A 20,862-nucleotide genomic window follows, 5' to 3' on the forward strand; every position below is an offset into this window, starting at 1 on the left:
CGCGATGACCGCACTCGACCAACTCGCCCGTACCGACATCGCGTTCCTGAACTGGCGCGACCCCGCGCACCCCGACGCCGGTGGTGCCGAGGCGTACTGCTGGGAGATCGCCCGGCGGTTCGCGGCATCCGGTGCGCACCTCACGCTCGTCTCGGCCCGCTGCCCCGGCGCCCCGGCGCACGAGTACCGCGACGGCATCCGGATCGTGCGCGCCGGCGGCACGTTCGGCGTGTACGCGGCGGCCGCCCGGCACCTCCTTGGGAACCGTCACGCGTACGACGCGGTGGTCGACTTCCAGAACGGGATCCCGTTCTTCTCACCGCTGTTCACTCCGCGCTGGACCGCCGACATCTGCGTCATCCACCACATCCACCAGGACCAGTTCGACGTCCGCTTCGACTGGCCCCTCAACACCGTCGGCAGGTTCCTGGAGAAGCAGGTGAGCCGGCGGGTGTACCGGGGGCGGCCGATGGTCGTGGTCTCGCCGTCGACGCGGGAAGGGGCCCGGCGCGAACTCGGCTTCGGCAACCCCCTCCACATCGTGCCCAACGGCAGCCCGCACGCCGTGTCCGAGGCTCCCGGCGGGCCGCGCAGCGCGACCCCCGCGATCACGGTCGTCAGCCGGCTGATGCCGCAGAAGCGGGTGGACCTGCTGGTCCGGGCCGTGCCCGCGCTGCTGCGGAGAACCCCGGACCTCCGGGTCGACATCTGCGGCGACGGGCCCGAACGGGAGCGGCTCGGGGCGCTCGCCGAGGAACTCGGCGTCGGCTCCGCCGTCGTCCTGCACGGGCACGTCTCGGAGGAGCGCAAGAGCGAACTCTTCGGCCGCGCGTGGCTCACGGTCGTGCCGTCCGTCGCCGAGGGCTGGGGCCTCACCGTGATCGAGGCGAACGCCGAGGGCACGCCCGCCCTCGCCTACGACGTGCCCGGGCTGCGCGACGCGATCAAGCCCGGGGTCAACGGCTGGCTGCTGCCGTCCTCGGCCGATCTCGCCGACGGGGTCGGCGCGGCCCTGGACGAGCTGGCGCGGCCGGAGGCCCGTACGTCCATGGCCACCCGCTGCCGCTCCTGGGCCGCCGCGTTCTCCTGGGACGCGAGCGCCGAACGCCTCGCACGGGTGGTCCTCGAAGACCTCCAGCGGATCCACCGGCACCGGCGCTCGCGACGCACGGCGAGCGACCTCGCGGTCGTCACGCGCTTCACCGCGCGGGACGCCGACGCCACGGAGCGGGCGCTGCGGCGCACGCTGCGCGGAACGGACGTGTGGAGCCGCGACGGAGACGGCTTCCGGCTGATCCTGCACGGCTGCGACGAGGTGCGGGCGCTGGAGGCCCTGAGGAGGCTCGACGTGCGCGAGGCGACCGTCACGCTCGCCGGCGGCCGGGACGTGCTCGTCGGCACGGCGAGCCCTCCCCGGGGGACCACCGCGACCGGTCCCGGAGGCGTCACGCCATGACGACCACCGGCCCCGACACCGCCGCCCGCACGGCCGACCCGCACACGGTCGACGCCCGTGCGGCGGCTCCCCGTGCGGTCGAGGTCGACCCGACGGGGGTCGACGTCCCTGCCCCGGACGAGGTCACGGCGGTGCACGGGGCGCGGTGGATCGCCACCGCCGCCGTCACCGTCGGGGTGGTCAATTACGTGTACGCGATCGCGCTCACACGGCTGCTCGACGTCGGCTCGTACGCCACGTTCGCCGCCGGTCAGGGGCTGATCGTGTGCACCGCGGCGATCGCCGTGGTCACCGTCCCGTGGATGCTGGCGCAGGCCCTGGCCCGGGCCCGGTCGGACGCCGAGCGCGGGGAGGCGATCCGGTTCGCCGTGGTGACGGCCGTCGCGGGCGGTGTCCTGGCCGCCGTCGTCGTGGGCGCCGTGGCCACCGAGTTCGCCGGGCTCGTCACCACGCTGGTCATCGGGGCCAGCACCCTGCTCATCTACGTGACCCGGATCTGCGTCGGCTGGCTCCAAGGCACCGAGCGGCTGAGGACCCTGGCGTCGCTCACCGTCGTCGAGGCCGTCCTGAAGCTCGGCATCGGTCTCTTCCTCGTGTCGGCGCTCGATCTGGGCGAGGCGGGCGCCCTGGCGGCCTTCGGCATCGCCGTGGCGCCGTTCACGCTCTTCCTTCCGCACCGCTACCGCAGCCCGGGCCGGCGGCCGTGGCTCGCGGCGACCGCCAACCGGGAGCTGTGGCGGCGCGCCGTCGGTGTCGCGTCCCTGCAGGGCGCCATCGCGCTGATGGCCGCGCTCGACGTCGTCCTGGTGGCGATGCTGCCCACCGACCGTGCCGACGCGGCGAGTTACCAGGCCGCCGTGATGCTGGGCCGCGTCCCCCTGTTCCTCGCCGGGGCCGTCTCCATCGCGTTCCTGCCGGCGCTCTCCCGGCGGCGGGCCGGGACGCCGCTCGCCTCCCGCGCGATGGGCATGTACCTCACGGTGGCCCTGCCGTTGGCCGTGGTCGCGGCCACGGCACCGGGCGCCGTGCTCACCACCGTCTTCCCCGACGACTACACGAGGATGAGCACGCTGATGGCGTGCACGGCGGTCGCCGGTCTCGCGCTCGGCGCGCTGTCTCTCCTGGTGACCTTCTCGCAGGCGGTGAACGACTACGCGACTCTGCGTCCGCTCCTCGTCGGCCTGGTCTGTTACGTGACCGGCCTGACGACCGGGTGGGTGGCCGGCGGTGTGCTGGGGATGGCGATCGGCGGGATGTGCGGGACGGTGGCCGCTCTGGGCGTCCTGCTCGTCCGCGAGGCGGCCCGCAGGCGGGCCGCCGGGCCGGCCGGCTCCCCGCGCACCGTTCCGCGCGCCGCCGTGCTCCGCGCCCTGCTGCCGCCGCTGCTCCTCGCCGGGGTGCTGGTGGCCCTCCGGCCCCATGCCGTCGCCTGGTTGATCGCCGCCGTGCTCACCTCGGCCGTGGCGCTCTGGCGCTTCTTCCGCCGGCGCGGCGATCCCGTCGCGCACGAACCGCCCGACGAGGGCCCCCGGGGCGGGGACCCTCCCGACGCGGACCCTCCCGACACGGACCCGCCAGGCGGGAACTCCACCGACCCGATCGACGACCTTCCGGGCGCCGGCCACCCGGACGGGACCCCTCACAAGACCGGGCGGGGCGGTACGGAACCCGGTGTGCCGGACCGGGCTCCGTACCCGAAGCCCCCGGAGCCGTACCGCCCGGACGCCCGGCAGACGCGGAACCCCGACCCCGACGAGCGGGCGCTCCGGCTGCTCACCGACGCCGTCTGGCGGGGCGACCCGCCGCCCGCGCCGGACGAGGAGCTGCGCGCCGCGCTGGCCGCCGCCCGCCGCAACCGGGTCGAGGGCCGACTCGCGCGGGCCTACCCCGGTCAACTGGCCGCGACCGCCGACGCGGTGACCGACGCGACCCGGCTCTTCCGGCACAACCTCGTCGTCTCGACGGAGCGGCTCGGCGACGCCGGAGTCCCCACCGTGCTCGTCGACGACGACCCGGGCGGCGACCACGTGGACGGCGCCTTCGACCTGGTCGTCCCCGCCGACCGCTGGAAGGCCGCGCGGACGGCGCTCGACGGCTGGTACGCGCGCCGCCCGGCATACTGGCCCGAACGGTCCGCCACCGTGCTCCCGGAGCCGCCCGGCGGCCCCTGCGCCCATCTGCGCACCTCGGTGTCCTGGTTCGGCGTCCCGGTCATCGCCGCCGACCGGCTCTTCGCCCACGCCGTGCCCGACCGCGACGGCCGCGCCTGGTTCGTCCCCTGCCCGGCCGACCGGCTGAGGATCAGGCTGGCCCACGTGCTGTTCCGCGACCTCTCGCTCGATCTCTCCGAACTCCTCGCGCTGCGCGAGCTCCTGGCGCCCGAGGTGCTGGCCGAGGCCCGTACCCAGGCCGCCCGCGAGGGCTGGTTCGCCGGCGGCGGGCAGGCCCTGGCCCTCGCGATGGAGGCGATCGCGCGCCTCGACCACGGCGCGCACGTCAGGCTCCCGCTGCCGCTGCCCGTCACCACCTCGCTCCGTACCGGCGCCGGGCACGCCGGACACCTGCTGACCCGCGGGCGGGCGGGCGCGGCCGCCCGCGAGGTCGCCGTGCGCGTCCCGCTCACTCTCACCGAGCGACTGCGGAGGGACCCCTCATGAACACGTCGAGGCCCCTCCTGGTCGCGGTCTCCGGACCCGCGGGCGCGAGCACGTCCGCGCTGGTTCCGCGGCTCGCGCGGCTGCTGCGGGAGCGCGGCTTCGCGGTGACGACCCTCGACGACCGCGGTTGCTTCCTCTGCCGCGGGTCGGCGCGCCGGGGCCCCTGGGCGGGCCGTGCCCACGCGCTGGTCCACGCGGGCGAACTGACCGTACGGACGTCCGCCGCACGGCGTGCGCTGGCGGTACGAGCCCTGGGGCGCCCGGCGGTCGTCCTGACGGACCGTGGGCCGCTCGACGGGCTCGTCGCGTTCGGCCTCCCGCCGGGCGGCGGCGCCTCGGGGCCCTTCGTCCGGCTCGCCCGCCGCCACGACCTGACCCTGCTGGTGGAGAGCTCCCCGACCACGGCCCTGCGCGGGCCCGACCGGGAGGGGACGGCCCGCTCGCCGGTCCTCGAGGGGGCGCGCTACCGCGCCTGGGCCGCGCGCCTGCCCCGCGTGGTCCGCCTCGACGGCGAGCGTGCGCCGTCCCGGGTCGCAGCCGACGCCTCCGAGCGCGTCCTGGACACCGTACGGAGGCGGCGCCTGCCGGACATCGGGGACGGGCCGCCCCCGACGGCGCGCAGGCGGGTCGTCGTCTCGATCTTCGACGACGCGGGCAACCCCGACTACCGGGGCGGTGGGGCCCTGGTGGTGGAGAAGGTCGCCCGGCGCCTCGCCGACGACTTCGACGTGACCGTGGTGACGGCCGGGAAGCACGGCGGCAGCCGGTCGCGGGACGGGATCCGCTACGTCTACCTGCCGGTCCGCCGGGCCGGTCCGCGCGCCGGACAGCTCGTCTTCCTGACCCTGCTCCCGGTTCTGGCCCGCAGGCTGCCGCACGACGTCTGGCTGGAGAGCTTCACCCCGCCGTTCTCGACGAGCTTCCTGCCGCTGTTCACCCGCGCCCCGGTCGTCGGCGTCGACCAGGGCCGCAGCGCCGAGGCGCTGTGGCGCCGCTACCACATCCCGTTCTTCCTGGTGGAGCGGCTCGGGCTGCGCTGCTACCGGCACATCGTGGTGATGAACGAGGCCGACGCGTCCGCCGTCCGGCGGCTCAGCCCCCGGGCCGACGTGCAGGTGATCGCCAACGGAGTCCAGCAACGGCAGATCGACGACGCCCGGCTCGGCGGCGGGGACCACATCCTCTTCCTCGGCCGGATCGACACCTGGGCCAAGGGGATCGACCTGCTCGTCGAGGCCTACCGCCGGGGCCGTCCCCCGCTGCCGCTGGTGCTTGCCGGCAGCGGCACACAGGCCGAGGAACGCAAGCTGGCGGCGCTGCTCGCCGCGCACCCGGGCAGCGTCCGCTGGGTGGGGTTCGCCGGGGAGGAGATCAAGCGCGACCTGCTGCGCGACAGCGCCTTCCTGGTCATGCCGTCGCGCCACGAGACCTTCGGCCTGGTGGCGCTGGAGGCCATGTCGTACGGGAAACCGGTCCTCCACTTCGATCTGCCCGCGCTGCGGTGGATGAGCGACGGCGGCGATGTCGCCGTCCCGCCGTTCGACGTGGCCGCGCTGGGTGACCGGATGCGGATGCTGGCCTCCGACGAGGCGGCGCGCCGCGCGCTCGGCCGGCGCGCGGGGCACGCGGCCCAGCGCTACACCTGGGAGGAGATGACGGGCCGGTATCTGGCCCTGACGCGCCGTCTGATCGACACTCCGGCCGCCGGGCGGCGGCCGCGGAGGGACAGGAGGGGTGCGCCATGGCCGACCAGCCACTGACCTCCCGGGCGATGGAGGCGGGGATCGACGCCGGACAGCCACTGATCGCGCTGTCCCCGCACCTCGACGACGCGGTGCTGTCGTGCGGCGCGCTGCTGCTGCACGCGCGCGAGCGGGCCCCGGTCACGGTCGTGTCCTTCTTCACGGAGGCCGCGCCGCCGCCGTACACCCTGTCCGGCCGGCAGTACCTGCGGCAGACCGGGGCCACCGACGCCGAGGAGCTGTACGCGGCCCGGCAGGACGAGGACCGGGCCGTCATGGCGGAGCTGGGCGTCGCGTGGAGTCACCTCGGTCTGGTGGACGGTCTGTTCCGGCGTCGGAGCGGCCGCTCGCCACACGTGGGCGGCCTGGCGGGGCGGCTGCCGGAGATCGACCACGTCTACCCCACGTACCGGCTCCATCTGTCGCGCGGCCGGGTCTCCCGCCACGACGCGAAGACCCTGAACGCGGCCACCCAGGTGATCGCCGCGCTGCTGCCGCCGGGCCGGGGCCTGGTGCTCGCGCCGCAGGGAGTCGGCGGCCACGCCGACCACGTCCTGGTCCGTACGGCGGCGGAGCGCAGCGGGCAACGGGTGGCCTACTACAGCGACTTCCCGTACAACCAGCGGCACCGGCCCGACCCCGCGTTCACCGCGCGCCACGACTTCGTCACGTGCGCCTGGGAGGAGGGTCTGGCCGAGAAGCAGGAGTTGATCCGCGGGTACCGCACCCAGGCGGACGCCCTGTTCCCGGAGGGGGCCATCCCGCTCGCGCCCGAGGTCTATCTGCTGGCCGAGGACGTGCGCGCCGCGCCGGCGCACCGGACGGGAGGCGGGTCATGACGCTCTCCCGTACGACCGGACCGCCAGCCCCCCCGAGGCCGCCGTTCCCGCCGATGCCTCAGGTCCCGCCGGGGCCGCCTCGCGACGCCGCCCCGCCTCCCCGCCCCACACGGCAGCGCGGGGAGAAGCCCCGCCTCGCGGGGTGGACCGTGCCCACGCTCGCCCTCGCGGCCCTGGCCGCGGTGGTCACCGCGACGCTCCGGCTCGTGGCCGTCGACCGCTCGGGTGACGTGTTCGTGGACGAGCTGATCTACACGGAGCTGGGCAGGAGCGCGGGCGCGGGCGGCTTCCCCCGTACCGAAGAAGGGCTGTTCTTCCTGCATCCGCCGGGGTTCTTCTACCTCCAGGCGGGCTGGACGCGGCTGTTCGGGACGGACGGCGGCGACGTCCTCACGCAGGTGCACGACGTCCGGGTGCTCAACGCGCTGCTCGCCGGTGTGACGGCGGCGCTGCTCGTCCTGCTCGTCGCCCGGGTCAGGTCGCGCGGGGCCGGTCTGATCGCCGGACTCGTCTTCGCCGTGGACCAGTTCTGCATCCGGCAGAACGACCGGGCGCTCCTGGAGACCGAGACGATGGTCTGGGTCCTCGCCGGCTACCTGGTCCTGATCCCGCTCGCCCGCGACGCCCCACCGCGCCGGCCGCGCGCGCGGGCGGTCGCGGCCGGTCTTCTCTTCGGGCTCGCGATCTTGACGAAGGACCACTCGGCACTGATCACCCTTCTGCCGCTGCTCGTCGCGTTCGCCGTGAACTGGGGGCCGCCGCGCCGGTTCACGGCGCTCACCTTCGCCACGGCCGTCGTGCCGTACACGGTGTACCTGACGCTGGTCAGGGCCTTCGGACACTTCGACGACTTCTGGTACGCGAAGACGCACGGACTGCAGCGGCTCCTCGGCATCGAGCAGGAGACCGGCTTCAACGCACCCGGTGCGCCCTCCCTGATGGGCCGGCTGACCGCGCAACTCCCGGAGTACGCGCCGACGTACGCGATGCTCCTGCTCACCCCCCTGGCGCTCTACCTGCTGCTGCGGCGCAGGGACGGCGTCCACCGGCTGCTCGCCCTCTTCCATGCCTCGGCGGTCCTCACCCTGCTCTACGCCTTCGCCCTCGGGACGCTGGAGGAGCAGGCGCTCTACCTGCTGTTCGTGCCGAACCTGGTGGCCCTCGCGGTCACCCTGCCGCTTCCGGCCCGGCACGCCGTGACCCGCCGCGCCGCCGTCGCGGCCGGCCTCTCCGCCGCGTTCCTGGCCTGCGCGATCCTCGGTCCCGCCGCCGTGTACGCGAAGGACCGCGGCCGGGCGGACGACGGGTTCGTACAGCTGCGGGCCTATGTGACCCAGCATCTGCCGCGCGGCACCACCATCGCCACCGTCGACGGCGGCACGAGCCGGGGCGTCTCCCACTACGCCCTCAACGACCTGTACCGGCTCGACCACTGGGTGTCGGAGGAGGAGCGGGCCTATGAGCGCGTCCAGTACGTGATCGTCCCCTGGAAGGTGATCGAGCAGGGGTACGGCAACACGAGCCTGGCCGAGGTCGAGCGGCTCACCGAGCGGGGGCAGCTGCTGTTCTCCTTCGAGGGCGAGATGTACGGGACGCTGGCCCTCTACCGGATCCCGCTGCCGGACGGGGCCCGTCCGGCGCCCGAGGGGATCGGACGATGACGGTGAGCGCGCGACCCCCGCGCGTCCTGCTCCTGACCAGCAGCCCGCTGGACGGCGCGGACGGATCGGACGTGGCCCTCGCGCGGGACGTCCTCGGGGCGCTGCCCGACTTCGAGTTCCTCTGGTTCTCCCAGTGGCCCGGACGCCGGGGCCGTCCGCCGCCGCCCGTCGGCCGGGCGATCGCCCTGTGGTCCGGCGACGGCGCCCCGCACGCGCCGGTCCGTTTGCAGGCGGCGCTCGCCGGGGCCGTCGCGGCCCGCCGCGCCGACCTCGTGCACGCGTTCCTGACGATCGGGCGGACGTTTCCGGCGTTCTCCTGGCTGCGCCCCCTGATGCTGGGGGCGCGGCCCGTCGTGCACAGCGTGCCCGGGGTGATGGACTCCCGGCTCCTGGCCAGGACCCGGCCCCTGGGGACGACCGTGGCCCTGACCGAGTCGATGGCCCGGCGGCTGCGCGCGGCGGACTTCGGCGACGTACGGGTGATCCTTCCGATGATCCCGCTCGGGCGGTGGCCGTGCCTGCCGCGCCCCGAGGGGGTGCCGGTGGTCCTCTTCGTCGGTCACCACGATCCCCACGGCGGCGCCGCGATCGCCGTGGAGGCGGCGGCGGAGGCGGCACGGGCCGGGGCCCGGTTCCGTCTCGTCCTCGCCATGCGCGGGCGGCCCGGGCAGAACACGGCCGCCCTCGGGGACGAACTGCGCGAGCTGGCCGGAGCGGTGGGCCTCACCGACGTCGAGGTACGGGGCTATGTCGAGAACATGCACGCCCTGCTGGCCTCGGCGCACGTGCTGCTCTTCCCGCCGCCGGTGATCGGCGGCAAGGCGGACATCCCGTTCACGGTCCTGCAGGCGCTGGCCTCCGGGCGGCCCGCGATCCTCAGCGACCTGCCGCAGTTCGCCGACCTGGGGGACGCGGTGCTGCGGGCGCCGGCCGGTGACGCCCGCAGGACCGGGCAGCAGCTGCTCTGGCTGCTCGAACAGCCCCGGGTCTGGGACATGCTCGCGGAACGGGGCCGGGCGATCGTGGAGGAGTCCTTCGGCCCCGAGCGGTTCGCGGCCCAGTACGCGGCCCTGTACCGGGAGTTGCTGGCATGAGGCCGCGCGGGCGCCGCCGCACGGTCCTCGGCCTGCTCGCCGTCCTGGTCCTGGTCCTGGCGACGGTCGGGATTCTGCGCCACGACGGGGGCGGGGAGCCGGACGCGTACTGGTTCGGCACCCTGCAGACCCACGAGGACGAGGCCCGCCACGAGTACGAACACGGCATCAGGGTCGCCCACCTGGAGATCGACTGGGACCGGTTCGAACCGCGCAGGGACCAGTTCGACGACGCGTACGCGGAGGGGGTCAAGGACCGGATCCGCGCGTTCCGTGACGCGGGGCTGCGGATCGAGGCCGGGCTCGGCCTGAACCATCCGCCGGCCTGGCTCGCGGAGACCTATCCGTGGGCGGTGTACGTCAACCAGTACGGCGAGCGGTCGCCGAAGACCGCGAACCTCGTCTTCAGCACGGTCGTCCGCGACCAGGCCGAGCAGTACGTGAAGGAGGTGAAGGAGCGGATCGGCCTGGAGGACTTCTGGGCGCTGCGGATCGGGGTCGACGAGTCCGGCGAGTTCGGCTACCCCTCCCCCGTCTCCGCGGACCGCGCCGAGGGCGAGTTCTGGGCGTACGACGACAACGCCCAGTCCACGGCCCCCGACCCCGACCGTCCGGCCACGGTCCCGCAGAACCCGTTCCCCGGATGGCGGCCCGGCGAGAGCACCTACCGGGGCGAGGAGTTCACCGAGCGGCAGGTGGGGCTCTGGTACCACTGGTACCTCACCTCCCTGGCCGACGCCGTCAACTGGCAGATCGGGCTGTACACGGAGCTCGGCCACGACGGTCCGCTGAAGGTGCTGATCCCCGGGGCCGGTCACCTGCCCGCCGACCAGCGGGCGGCGATCGCCTCCCACCTGGGGCCGACGGACGCGGGGCGGCTCGTCGGGCGCGGGGTCGCGTTCTTCGAGACGATCGGGATGATCCACCGGCAGGACGACGTGGTCCTGGTGTCGACCGCCCTTGTCGACGGGACGGGCACGCCCCGGGACAACGCCTGCGCGCCCACTGACGCCTCCGTGAACGTCCACGCGCCGGACGAAGCGACCGTACGGACCTGGTCGTCCACCCGCTGGGTGGTGGCCGTGGCGCGCGCCGAGGGCTTCACCCGGCTCGCCGGGGAGAGCGCGGGGCCCCAGGTGGCGGCGTACCACCCCGGGGTGATGGAGACGGCCGCCCGGCAGCTGACGTCCTGCGGCCTGGAAGGGCTGATGTGGGCCTTCGACAGGAACCTGTACGACGGGACACCGGGCTCGTCCCTCGAGGAGTACGCGGCGATGATCCGCCGTCATGTGTGACGCCCGGCGCGGCGGGCGGTCAGCAGCAGGACGCCGGTGTCGCCGTACTCCGGCAGGGTGCGGTCCTTCGCCACCCGGGTGATCCGCAACTCCTCGGTGAGGGGCTCGAAGACGGACCGGAGCGCGCCCTCGTCCACCGGGCAGGCGGGCCAGCGGGGCCCGGTGCCGATGCGGTAGGTGGGCATGCGTTCCATGAAGGCGGCGACGAGATGGCCGCCGGGCCGCACCGAGCCGACGAAGACCCCGCACAGGGCGGCGACCTCGACGAAGTCCTCGGTGACGCTCTCGGCGACGAAGTTCATCGAGGCCAGGTCGTAGCTGCCGGGCTGGAGGTCGTCGGCGTCGCCGGGCACGATCCGCACCCGCGCCAGCGCCTCGGCGGGTGTGGCGGGCAGGGCGGGGTCGAGGGCGCGGCAGAGCGTGTAGAAGGGCTGCCAGCTGTCGTCGGGGCCCCGCTCCAGCTGGCCGCGGAGGTAGCGGACGCTGGCCGTGCTGGGTTCGAGCGCGTCGATGCGCCGGCACGCCGCGGCGGCCAGCATCAGCGGGTACAGGTTGGGTCCCGCGCCGAACTCCAGGGAACGGGCGACGCTGTCGGGCGCGAACCGCCGGTAGAAGGCCGAGTGGTGGTGGATGACGCCGATGTCGACGGGGTGCAGGAGCCGGTAGTTCTCGGCGAGGTAGTCGGCGACGGGCCAGGCGTTCCAGTCCGCGTCGCGGTTGCGGCGGGGCGCCCGGATCGGCGCGGCCCGGTTCATCGGGGCTCCGGCGGCCGGCCGGCGGCGACGCCACCGGGGTGCGGGTCCTCGTACCGCTGCAGGCCGAAGCGGTGCGAGAGTTCGGTCAGCGCCGCGTTGAGCTGGTCGATCTCCTCGTCGGTGTTGGCCGCGGTCACCTGGATCCGGAAGCCCACCCGGTTGCGCGGGACGAGCGGGTAGCTGGCCAGCGTGACGTAGATGCCCCGTTGCCACAGGAACGCGGCCACGGCTTCGAGGTCCTGGGCCTCGGCGAGCGGGATCTCGATGATCGGCAGCCCGTCGATGTTGGGGGTGTCGATGTCCAGGGCGCGTACATGGTCGAGGATCCGCGTGGTCTTGCGGTGGAGGTCGGCCCGGATCGCGTCGCCGCGCACGGCGTTGACGTCGAGCCCGGCGAGGGCGGTCGCGAGCGAGGCCGTCGGGGAGGGCCCGGAGTAGAGGTAGGGCGCCGCCGCGACCTTCAGGTGGTCCTTCAGCGCCCTCGGCAGGGCGAGGAAGGCGAGCAGCGAGGAGTACGCCTTGGAGAAGCCGCCGACCATCACCACACCCTCGTAACTCTCGCCCAGGTGGCGGACGATGCTGTTGCCGCGCGCGCCCCACGGGGAGGTCTCGCCGGGCTCGCGCTGGCCGATCACGCCGAAGCCGTGCGCGTCGTCGACGTACAGCAGGGCGCCGTTCTCCCGGCAGATCCGGGCGATCTCGCGCAGGTCGGGGAAGTTGCCGGTCATGCTGTTGACGCCGTCCATGCAGACCAGGCGGGTGACGTCGCCGGGGAGTGACCGCAGCTGCACGTCCAGCTCCCAGGGGCTGTCGGCGTGGAAGCGCTGCACCGTGGCGCCCTGCCCGCGCGCCACCACGCACGCGTCGTACACGGTGCGGTGGGCCTGGGCCTCGACGTAGACGCGTCCGGTGCCGGCGAGCAGCGGGATCACCGACTGGTGGATGAGGGTGATGGTCGGCAGCAGCAGGGTGTCGGGCGCGCCGAGCAGTTCGGTCAGCCGCTCCTCGATGAGGGGGTAGAGCCGGGGGCTGCCGATGAGCCGCGACCAGCTGGGGTGGGTTCCCCAGTTCCTGACCTGGGGGTCGATCGACGCGATGATCTCCGGGTCGAGGTCGAAGCCGAGGTAGTTGCAGGAGGCGAAGTCGACGAGCCACTGGTCCTCGACGCGGAGCTTGCGGCCGTCGATCTCGTCGATGACGGCGTCGCACATCGGGCTGGTCCGCTTCAGGCGTTCCAGGTCGAGCCACCGGGGGTCGCGCCGCGCGGGGCCCCTGCCCTGGCCCTGGCGCCGGGCCACGGCCGGTGACGCCGCCGGCCGCGCCGGCGGACCCTGCGTGCCCGGCGTGGTCAGTGTGCTCGGTGTGGTGCCCGCCGTGGTGCGCCGCTTCGGCTGCTGCGCCGCCGGCCGTACCGCGGTGGTGCTCGAAGACGTGCGGCGCAGGAACGACTCCGCCTGATGGGCGGTCATCGGCCGGGCGAACAGGAAGCCCTGTCCGTACTGGCAGCCCATGGCGGCGAGGAGTTCGCGCTGCTCCTCGTGCTCGATGCCCTCGGCGACGACGTCGAGGCCGAGGACCTCGGCGATCCGGACGATGCCCTCGACCAGCGCCACCTGCTGCCGGTCGGTGGTGATGTCGTCGATGAACGACTTGTCGACCTTGAGCACGTCGATGGGGAACTCGCGGAGATAGCTGAGCGAGGAGAATCCGGTGCCGAAGTCGTCGATGGCGAGGGAGACGCCCAGGTCGCGCAGGGCCCGCATGGTGGTGCGGATCTGCTCGTCCTTGCGCATCAGCACGGTCTCGGTGAGTTCGAGGACCAGGGAGCCCGGCGCGAGTCCGGAGGAGCTCAGCGTGCGGCGCACGTCGTCGAGGAGGCCCGGGTCGCGGAACTGCCGGGCCGACACGTTGACGTTGGCGCGCAGCGGCGGCTGCCGCCCTGGCCGGGCGCGCTGCCAGCGGGCGACCTCGAGCGCCGCGTGTTCCAGGACCCAGGCGCCGAGCGGCATGATGTGCCCGCTCTCCTCGGCCAGGGTGATGAACTGGTCGGGCGGGACCATGCCCCGGCGGGCGTGCGGCCAGCGGATCAGCGCCTCGAAGCCGGCGACGGCCCCGCCGGCGACCTCCACGATGGGCTGGTAGCGCAGGGCGAAGGCGTGGTCGGCGATGGCCGTGTCCATGCCCTCCTGGAGTTCGTGCCGGGCGACGAGCCGGGAGTGCAGTTCGGGCCGGAACCGCCGCCAGCGCTTCTTGCCCGCGGCCTTGGCCGCGTAGAGCGCGAGGTCGGCGTGGCCGAGGAGTTCCTCGGCGTGGGCGCTGTCGAGGACCGTGGCGACCCCGACGCTGGTCGAGACGGAGACGGCGCCGTCGGTGAGGTGGAACGGCTGGCTGAGGGTGTGCACGATCTGTGCGGCGAGCGCCTCGGCGTCCCCGGGTTCCTTGGCCCCCTCGATGAGTACGGCGAACTCGTCGCCGCCGAGCCGGGCCGCCGTGTCGCTGAGCCGGAGGACCGAGGAGAGCCTGCGGGCGACGGCGACGAGGAGTTCGTCGCCGACGGAGTGCCCCATGGTGTCGTTGACGACCTTGAAGTCGTCGAGGTCGACGAAGAGCATGCAGGTCAGGGTGGATTCACGGCGGCCGCGCAGCAGGGCCCGCTCGATCCGTTCGAGGAGCAGGACGCGGTTGGGCAGTCCGGTCAGGGAGTCGTGGAACGCGCGGTGGGTCAGCTCGCGCTCCAGTTTCCGCTGCTCGGTGACGTCCCGCAGGGTGAGGACGAGACCGTGGACGGTCTGTTCGTTGCGGAGGTTGCTGCACCGGACCTCGACGTGCAGGTCGGTGGCCTCGCCCCGGCGCAGCTTCCAGTCGTCCCGGGCGTCCCCGTCGCCGCGTGAGCGGACGCCCGCCAGGATCCGCAGCGCGCCGGTGGCGTCGCCGGGCGCGAGAAGCTCGGTGAGGGGGGTGCCGGGCAGCAGCGAGTGGCCGAACATGGACTCGGCCGAGGGGCTGGCGTACCGCACGGTGTCGTCGTCGTCGACGATCAGGATGACGTCGGAGGTGTTGTGCACGAGGGTGCGGAAGTACGCCTCGCTGGTACGGCGGTTGACCTCCTCGCTGAGCCCGAACCGCTCCAGGGCGAGCGCGGCCTGGGAGGCCAGGGACTGGGCGGGTCCGGCGATCGCGCGGAGTTTCTTCTCGGGCGCGGCGAGCAGCAGGACGCCGAGCAGGGATTCCCCGGCCGCGGGCTGTTGGAGGGCGAGCGGGGACAGCAGGGCGTGCGAGAGCGGGCCGAGGGCGTGCGCGACGGTGGGGTCGAGCTCGTCGGTGGCGACGACCCTGCTGCCCTGCGCGAGGAGTTCGGGCCAGCTGACGCCCTGGGGGCCGGTGAGTTCGGTGCCCCGGAAGTTCCACGGCAGGTGCCCGGTCGGGACGGCGTACAGGAGCCGTCGGCGGTCGCGGGCGAGGAGCATCGTCTTGTGCGGGGTGCCCGGGCCGACGAGGGTCGCGGCGGCCACCTCGACGGCGCTGGCGACCTCGCGCGGGCTCAGCGAGGCCACCAGCGAGGCGGCGGCCACGCGCAGACTGCGCTCGCGGGCCTCGGCGTTGCGGTGCTCGGCCATCATGCCCCAGAGCCGGGTGAGGACCAGGAGGAACATGATCGCGGAGAAGACCGCGATGACGGCGATGTCCTGTTCACGGTCGTTGCGCAGGGACTGGTAGAGCAGCAGGACGGGCGCGACGAGCGAGGCCGCGGCCAGCATCGCGAGGCGCCGTTCGACGACGACGGTCGAGGGCTCGGGGGCCCGCTCGGTCAGGCCGGTCATGGAGGGGTGCAGGGCCGCGAGGCCCCAGGCGGTGAAGAAGAGCACCCATCCGATGTCCCAGCCGGTGCCCACCTGCCAGGTGCCCCGCAGTTGGAGCGTGCCGTAGATGACGTCGGAGGCGAGGATGCCGCACGTGCCGACGGTGAGCAGCTGTACGGCACGGGACTTCAGCCCGCCGGGGACCAGGAGGCGGGCGAGCATGGCGAGCATCAGGACGTCGCCGAGCGGATACGCGATCGAGATCGCCTTCTCGATCCACGTCATGTCGGGCGACTTGGCGAGCGGGGTGATCAGGTACACCCAGGAGAGCAGGGCGAGTCCTGAGGTGAGGATCAGGGCGTCGAGCGCCACGGCGAGGTCGCGCGAGGCGGCGCGGTAGCGGATGAACCCGAAGAGCCCGATGGCGAACAGCGGGTACGTCGCCAGATAGAGCGCGTCGGCCACCGAGGGAAAGGGGTTGGTCTGGTCGAACAGGCTCTCCAGGAGGTTGTACGCCGTATCGCCCGCGACGAAGGTGAAGTTGGCGCCCGCGAGCACGAGCCAGGGCCAGCGTCTCGCCGGCTTGTGGAGGTGCACGCCCGTGAGGATCGCGGCGACCCCGCCGAGCCCGATCAGCGCCCACAGCAGGGTGTGCCACTCGGGATACGTGAGATAGGCGGCCGTGAGCCCCGTCACGACCACCACATAGACCAGGGTCCAGCTCTTCAGCGTTCCGGGCCGGTAGGGCACCCGGTTCTGCTGTCGCAGCGGCATCGTCGACCGCCCCCTTGCCAGGTCGGAGCCCGGTGGCGGAACGGAACGGACCCTGTTCCTCCCCATTCTCCGCACATCGCACCAGTGGTGCACCTTTCGCCGCGTCGGCGCAGGTCAGGGCTTTACGACATGCGCTCCACACCCACACGGCGTAACGTCGCGGAAGGATCTCGGGTACCTCGACCGCCACGGGAGGTTGTGTGCGCGACTCCAGGAACGGTGGCTCCAGGGGCCCCGCCCCCGGGAACGAGGACGACGCGACGCCGTCGTCCTCTCGTGGTCGGCGCGTACGGCTCGCGGTGATCGCGGCCGGAGTGGCCCTCCTGGCCGCCGGCGGACTGTACGCGGCAGGGCTGATCGCCACCGGGGACGAGATATCCGAGGGCACCCGGGTGGACGGCGTGGACATCGGCGGCATGAGCCGCGAGGAGGCCCGCGCCAGGCTGACGGCGGCGGCGCCGGCGTCCTGGACCGCGCCGATACCGGTGCGGATCGGCGGGAGCACCGGCACCGTCGATCCCGCCACGGCCGGACTGAGCGTCGACGTGGCGAAGACCGTCGACAAGGCGGCCGACCCTGCGCGCGATCCGGTCACCGTGATCGGGCGGCTGTTCTCCTCCGACGAGCGGGACATCGAACCCGTCGTCGACTTCGACGAGACCAAGGCCAAGGCGGCGATGGTCGAGACGGCCCGCACCTACGACCGTACGACCGTGGACGGCGCCGTCTCCTTCAAGAACGGCCAGGCGGTCACCGTCCAGGCCAGGGACGGCCAGAAGATGGACGTCGACGGCTCGGTGGACACCCTGCGCGCCAACTACCCGGAGCCCGAGGGCGAGAACCCGGTGACCCTGCCGACCGCCGTCTCCCCGCCGAAGGTCGGCGAGGCCGAGACGGCCGGCTTCCTCAACACCTTCGGGACGCCCGCGATGTCGGGTCCTGTCACGCTCACCGTCGACGGCGAGAGCGTGCGGATCACGCCGACCACGCTCGGCGCCCATCTGACCGTGAAGGCGGACGACCAGGGCCGGCTCGTCCCCACCCTCGACGAGAAGGGCCTGCTCCGCGACCCGGCGGTGGCCCGCCCGCTCGACGCGGTCGCGACCGGCCCGGTGGAGGCGCGCCTCGGCGTGGAGAACGGCAAGGTGGTGGTCCTCTCGGACGGCAGGCCGGGCCACGAGGTGACCGCGAAGGCCCTCGGCGACGCGGTCATGCCCCTGCTGCCGAAGCGCGGGGACGCCGCGCGGACCGGCCCCGTGGCGACCGAGCTGATCCAGCCGGTGCTGACCCGGGAGTCGGTGGCGAAGATGGGCATCAAGGAGCAGATGTCGACGTTCACGGTCAACTTCCCCACCGCGCCCTACCGGACGATCAACATCGGCCGGGCGGTCGAGCTCATCAACGGCTCCCTGGTGAAGCCGGGCGAGGTCTGGAGCTTCAACCGGACCGTCGGCGAACGCACCAAGGCCAACGGATTCGTCGACGGCACGATGATCCTGGACGGCCAGTACCACTCGGCGCCCGGCGGCGGGGTGTCCGCCGTCGCGACCACGGTCTTCAACGCCATCTTCTTCGCCGGGGTGAAGCCGGTGGAGTACGGCGCGCACTCCTTCTACATCGAGCGGTACCCGCCGGGCCGGGAGGCCACGGTGGCCTGGGGCACGCTCGACCTGAAGTTCCGCAACAACTCGGACGCCTGGATCTACATCAAGGCGACCGCGACGGACTCCTCGGTGACCATCAGCTTCCTCGGCACGAAGAAGTACGACGCGGTGGAGGCGGTGGAAGGGCCCCGCACCAACCTCACGGAGCCCGCCGAGCGGACCGGCACCGGTCCCAAGTGCGAGCCGCAGCCGCCGCTGGAGGGCTTCGACATCACCGTGGACCGGGTGTTCCGCGACGGCGGGGCGGAGGTCGGCCGGGAGACCTTCCGTACGCACTACACCCCGCGCGACCGCGTCACGTGCGAACCAGCGGAGCCTCCGCCGCCAGCACCTGAAGAAGGTGGGTGACCGCCTCGGCGACGGCGGTGCGCGCCGGGCCGAGGTAGCGGCGCGGGTCGACGGTCGAGGCGTTCTCCCCCAGGTGGGTCCGGACGGCGCCGGTGAACGCCTTGTTGAGGTGGGTGGCGACGTTCACCTTCGCCATGCCGGCGTGCACGGCCCGGCCGAGGTCCTCGTCCGGGACGCCCGAGGAGCCGTGCAGCACCAGGGGGACGTCCACGGTCTCGCGGAGCCTGGCGATGAGCGCGAGGTCGAGGACGGCGTCCCGGGTGAGCATCGCGTGGGAGCTCCCGACGGCGACGGCGAGCGCGTCGACGCCGGTGGCCTCGACGAACGCGCGCGCCTCGGCCGGGTCGGTGCGCACGCCGGGCGCGTGGGCGCCGTCCTTGCCGCCCACCTCGCCGAGTTCGGCCTCCAGCCAGACCTCGTGGCGGTGGCAGTGCTCCGTCATCGCGCGGGTGGCGGCGACGTTCTCCTCGTACGGGAGGGTCGACGCGTCGAACATGACGGACGGGAAGCCCAGGGCGACCGCCTCGTGGACGAGTTCGGGCGACTCGGCGTGGTCGAGGTGGACGGCGACCGGGACAGCGGCGCGGCGGGCGATGGCGAGGGTGGCGAGTCCGATGGGCTCCAGGGAGCCGTGGTAGCGGACGGTGTTCTCGCTGATCTGGAGGATGACGGGCAGCCCGGCGGCCTCGGCGCCGGCGACGATGGCCTGCGCGTGCTCGATCTGGATGACGTTGAACGCTCCGGTGCCCGCCCCGCGTTCGCGGGCGCCGAGGACGATCTCGCCGGTGGGGGTGAGGGGCATCAGCTCTCCTCCGTCCCGGCGGGGGCGAGCACGACGGACCGGGTGAGGTTCCGGGGCCGGTCGGGGTCCTGGCCCTGGGCCTCGGCGAGCAGGACGGCGAGCCGCTGGACGCGGATCAGGTCGGCCATCGGGTCGAGTTCGGCGTCGGTGTCGCCGGAGTCGGCGACAAGGGTGCCGCCGACGCGGGCGACGTCGTCGGCGAGGCCGGCGGGGACCGGGCCGAAGGACCAGGCGACGCGGCCGGGGGCGGTGATGCTGATGGGGCCGTGGCGGTACTCCATGGCGGGGTAACCCTCGGTCCAGGCGCCCGCCGCCTCCCGCATCTTCAGACCGGCTTCGAGGGCGAGTCCGTAGGTCCAGCCGGCGCCGAGGAAGGTGTACTGCTCCGCGCCGGTGACCGCGGCGCCGAGGGGTTCGGCGACGGCGCGCTCGGCGTCCTTGGCGGCCCGCTCGACGGTACGGACCCCGGCCGGGAGGGCGTCCTCGGCCTCCAGGTGGGCGCGGAGCAGGGCGAGGGCGGTGGTGGCGAAGCGGGTCTGCACCACCGACTCCTCGTCGGCGAAGTCGAGGACGGCGACGGCGTCGGCGGCCGTCATGACCGGGGTCGCGGGGTCGGCGGTGAGGGCGCCGGTGGCGACGGTCCCCTGGACGCGGCGGAGCAGGTCGAGGACCTCGGTCGTGGTGCCGGAGCGGGTGATCGCGAGGACCCGGTCGTAGCGGCGGCCGAGCGGGAACTCGGAGGCGGCGAAGGCGTCGGTCTCGCCGTGGCCCCCGGTCTCCCGGAGCTGGGCGTAGGCCTGGGCGATGAACCAGGAGGTGCCGCAGCCGACGACGGCGACGCGCTCGCCGCGCACCGGGAGCGCCGCGCGGTGCTGGGGCAGGGTCTCGGCGGCGCGGCGCCAGGAGGCCGGCTGGGAGGCGATTTCGGCGGCGGTGCGGGAGGGTCCCGGGATGGGCACGTGCGGCTCCTTCACAGACACAGGATGCTCAGTCTTGCTCGTAACAGATTATTTTCGAGCATCTTCGAGCAACAGCTACGGTGCGTAGTATCCATCAGCCGGGGCGTACGGTCCAGGGCCCACGGCGGCCGCGCGGCGCTAAAATCGCGATCATGTCGAAGCACGAGCGGTGGAACACGCTCCTCGAACTGCTCGCCGCGACCGGCAGGCTGGAGGTCGAGGAGGCCGCGGGCACCCTCGACGTCTCCCCCGCCACGATCCGCCGGGACCTGGACGAACTCGCCGAGCAGCGCCTCCTGGTCCGCACCCGCGGCGGGGCCGTCCCGCACGGCGTCTCCTACGAGCTGCCGCTGCGCTACAAGTCCTCCCGGCACGCCTCGGAGAAGCAGCGCATCGCCGCGGCCGTCGCCGAACTCGTCCACGAGGGCGAGGTGGTGGGCCTCAACGGCGGGACGACCACGACGGAGGTGGCCCGCGCGCTCGCGCTGCGCTTCGGCGGCGGCAGGACCGAGTCCCCCGGCGCGCCGACCGCGCCCGCGCTGACCGTGGTGACCAACGCGCTCAACATCGCCGGCGAGCTGGCCGTGCGCCCGCAGATCAAGATCGTGGTGTCGGGCGGGGTGGCCCGGCAGACGTACGAGCTGGTCGGCCCGCTGGCCGCCGGGGTCCTCAACGAGGTCGTCCTCGACGTCGTCGTCCTCGGCGTCGACGGCATCGACCCGGACCTCGGGATCATGGCGCACCACGAGGACGAGGCCGGGATCAGCCGGCTGTTCGCGGAACGGGCGAGCCGGGTCGTCGTGGTCACCGACTCCTCGAAGATGGGCCGCCGCGCCTTCGCCCGGATCTGCGGCCTCGACCGCGTCGACGTCCTGGTCACCGACGCGGCGATGCCCGGCGACGCGGTGCGCCGGCTGACCGACGCGGGCGTCGAGGTCGTCACCGTCTGACAGGGCGCCGACAAAGGGGCCGTACACTCGCCGCACGTCCACGCGCCGCCCGTACCCCACGCGCGC

13 protein-coding genes are annotated in these 20,862 nt (G+C 73.7%); 9 read left to right on the plus strand and 4 right to left on the minus strand.

Annotated features, from left to right (window positions below):
• Positions 1–4: 4 nt before the first annotated feature.
• The 7 genes from ACWCO8_RS07835 (at position 5) to ACWCO8_RS07865 (ending at position 10,744) form a co-directional block, all read left to right on the plus strand.
• Complete coding sequence (locus tag ACWCO8_RS07835; RefSeq protein ID WP_451031474.1) at positions 5–1,456, plus strand: glycosyltransferase family 4 protein; 1,452 nt, start codon at positions 5–7, stop codon at positions 1,454–1,456.
• Positions 1,453–4,113, plus strand: a complete 2,661-nt coding sequence (locus ACWCO8_RS07840; protein WP_451031475.1) for a lipopolysaccharide biosynthesis protein — start codon at positions 1,453–1,455, stop codon at positions 4,111–4,113. Before ACWCO8_RS07835 ends, ACWCO8_RS07840 begins: the two co-directional genes overlap by 4 nt.
• Positions 4,110–5,873 (plus strand): glycosyltransferase family 4 protein, encoded by a 1,764-nt coding sequence (locus ACWCO8_RS07845; RefSeq protein ID WP_451031476.1) that lies wholly within the window; start codon positions 4,110–4,112, stop codon positions 5,871–5,873. Before ACWCO8_RS07840 ends, ACWCO8_RS07845 begins: the two co-directional genes overlap by 4 nt.
• The gene (locus tag ACWCO8_RS07850) at positions 5,855–6,694 is read left to right on the plus strand and encodes a PIG-L deacetylase family protein (RefSeq protein WP_451031477.1); all 840 of its coding nucleotides are present in this window, start codon (positions 5,855–5,857) and stop codon (positions 6,692–6,694) included. The genes ACWCO8_RS07845 and ACWCO8_RS07850 overlap by 19 nt, the downstream gene beginning before the upstream one ends.
• Positions 6,695–6,843: 149 nt before the next feature.
• Positions 6,844–8,355 carry an ArnT family glycosyltransferase gene (locus ACWCO8_RS07855; protein ID WP_451031478.1) on the plus strand — a complete coding sequence of 504 codons (1,512 nt, stop codon included), beginning with the start codon at positions 6,844–6,846 and terminating at the stop codon, positions 8,353–8,355.
• Positions 8,352–9,449 carry a glycosyltransferase family 4 protein gene (locus tag ACWCO8_RS07860; RefSeq protein WP_451031479.1) on the plus strand — a complete coding sequence of 366 codons (1,098 nt, stop codon included), beginning with the start codon at positions 8,352–8,354 and terminating at the stop codon, positions 9,447–9,449. Before ACWCO8_RS07855 ends, ACWCO8_RS07860 begins: the two co-directional genes overlap by 4 nt.
• On the plus strand, positions 9,446–10,744 hold the full coding sequence (locus ACWCO8_RS07865; protein WP_451031480.1) for a beta-galactosidase: 1,299 nt from the start codon (positions 9,446–9,448) through the stop codon (positions 10,742–10,744). Before ACWCO8_RS07860 ends, ACWCO8_RS07865 begins: the two co-directional genes overlap by 4 nt.
• Here the strand turns inward: ACWCO8_RS07865 and ACWCO8_RS07870 are convergent.
• Complete coding sequence (locus ACWCO8_RS07870; protein WP_451031481.1) at positions 10,735–11,499, minus strand: class I SAM-dependent methyltransferase; 765 nt, start codon at positions 11,497–11,499, stop codon at positions 10,735–10,737. The genes ACWCO8_RS07865 and ACWCO8_RS07870 overlap by 10 nt on opposite strands.
• Positions 11,496–16,073 (minus strand): aminotransferase class I/II-fold pyridoxal phosphate-dependent enzyme, encoded by a 4,578-nt coding sequence (locus ACWCO8_RS07875; protein ID WP_451031482.1) that lies wholly within the window; start codon positions 16,071–16,073, stop codon positions 11,496–11,498. Before ACWCO8_RS07875 ends, ACWCO8_RS07870 begins: the two co-directional genes overlap by 4 nt.
• Positions 16,074–16,273: 200 nt before the next feature.
• On the opposite strand from ACWCO8_RS07875, the gene ACWCO8_RS07880 reads away from it, so the two are divergent.
• Positions 16,274–18,085 (plus strand): VanW family protein, encoded by a 1,812-nt coding sequence (locus ACWCO8_RS07880; RefSeq protein WP_451031483.1) that lies wholly within the window; start codon positions 16,274–16,276, stop codon positions 18,083–18,085.
• Here ACWCO8_RS07880 and ACWCO8_RS07885 read toward each other — a convergent pair.
• On the minus strand, positions 18,033–18,887 hold the full coding sequence (locus ACWCO8_RS07885) for a class II fructose-bisphosphate aldolase (RefSeq protein WP_451031484.1): 855 nt from the start codon (positions 18,885–18,887) through the stop codon (positions 18,033–18,035). The genes ACWCO8_RS07880 and ACWCO8_RS07885 overlap by 53 nt on opposite strands.
• Positions 18,887–19,846 (minus strand): SIS domain-containing protein, encoded by a 960-nt coding sequence (locus ACWCO8_RS07890; RefSeq protein WP_451031485.1) that lies wholly within the window; start codon positions 19,844–19,846, stop codon positions 18,887–18,889. Before ACWCO8_RS07890 ends, ACWCO8_RS07885 begins: the two co-directional genes overlap by 1 nt.
• A 152-nt stretch (positions 19,847–19,998) precedes the next feature.
• Here ACWCO8_RS07890 and ACWCO8_RS07895 point away from each other — a divergent pair, with 152 nt between their 5' ends.
• Positions 19,999–20,796 carry a DeoR/GlpR family DNA-binding transcription regulator gene (locus tag ACWCO8_RS07895; protein WP_451031486.1) on the plus strand — a complete coding sequence of 266 codons (798 nt, stop codon included), beginning with the start codon at positions 19,999–20,001 and terminating at the stop codon, positions 20,794–20,796.
• Positions 20,797–20,862 lie beyond the last annotated feature (66 nt).

This window comes from Streptomyces sp. NPDC001927 (assembly GCF_053594455.1).